Origin of the sequence: Listeria fleischmannii subsp. fleischmannii LU2006-1 (assembly GCF_000344175.1) — a bacterium.
GTDB lineage: Bacteria > Bacillota > Bacilli > Lactobacillales > Listeriaceae > Listeria > Listeria fleischmannii.
This window is the reverse complement of sequence record NZ_ALWW01000092.1, coordinates 1-703: the sequence shown is the minus strand read 5'-3', so window position 1 is coordinate 703 and position 703 is coordinate 1. Positions and strand designations below refer to the sequence as shown.

Below are 703 nucleotides of genomic sequence, written 5' to 3'. Positions count from 1 at the left end.
ATAAAAATGGCTCCAACAGGCAAGGACTCGAACCTGCGACCGATCGGTTAACAGCCGATTGCTCTACCAACTGAGCTACTGTGGAATAATACAATTGCCCGGCAGCGACCTACTCTCACAGGGGGAAGCCCCCAACTACCATCGGCGCAGAGAAGCTTAACTACCGTGTTCGGGATGGGAACGGGTGTGACCTTCTCGCCATAGCTACCAGACAAAAGAATGAAAGAACGATGTTCTCTCAAAACTAGAGAAGAAAAGCGTTTAGTTATCCATGTAACGAATCAAGATTAAAAGGTTAAGTCCTCGATCGATTAGTATTTGTCCGCTCCATATGTCGCCATACTTCCACTCCAAACCTATCTACCTGATCATCTTTCAGGGATCTTACTTTCTTACGAAATGGGAAATCTCATCTTGAGGGGGGCTTCACGCTTAGATGCTTTCAGCGTTTATCCCTGCCGCACATAGCTACCCAGCGATGCTCCTGGCGGAACAACTGGTACACCAGCGGTGCGTCCATCCCGGTCCTCTCGTACTAAGGACAGCTCCTCTCAATTCCTGCGCCCGCGACGGATGACGGGAACCAACTGTCTCACGACGTTCTGAACCCAGCTCGCGTGCCCGCTTWATGGCGAACAGCCACCCTTGGCCGAACTACACCCCAGGAGTGCCGACGAGCCCGACATCGAGGTGCCAACCTCCC

General features: G+C 52.1%; 1 tRNA gene and 2 rRNA genes. All 3 read right to left on the bottom strand.

What is annotated here, in order from left to right:
* Positions 1–7: 7 nt before the first annotated feature.
* Positions 8–85 (bottom strand) — tRNA-Asn (locus LFLEISCH_RS14375).
* Positions 86–96: 11 nt separating this feature from the next.
* Positions 97–212, bottom strand: a 5S ribosomal RNA gene (gene rrf, locus LFLEISCH_RS14370).
* A 79-nt stretch (positions 213–291) separates the two neighbouring features.
* Positions 292–703, bottom strand: a 23S ribosomal RNA gene (locus tag LFLEISCH_RS14365); the annotation flags it as partial.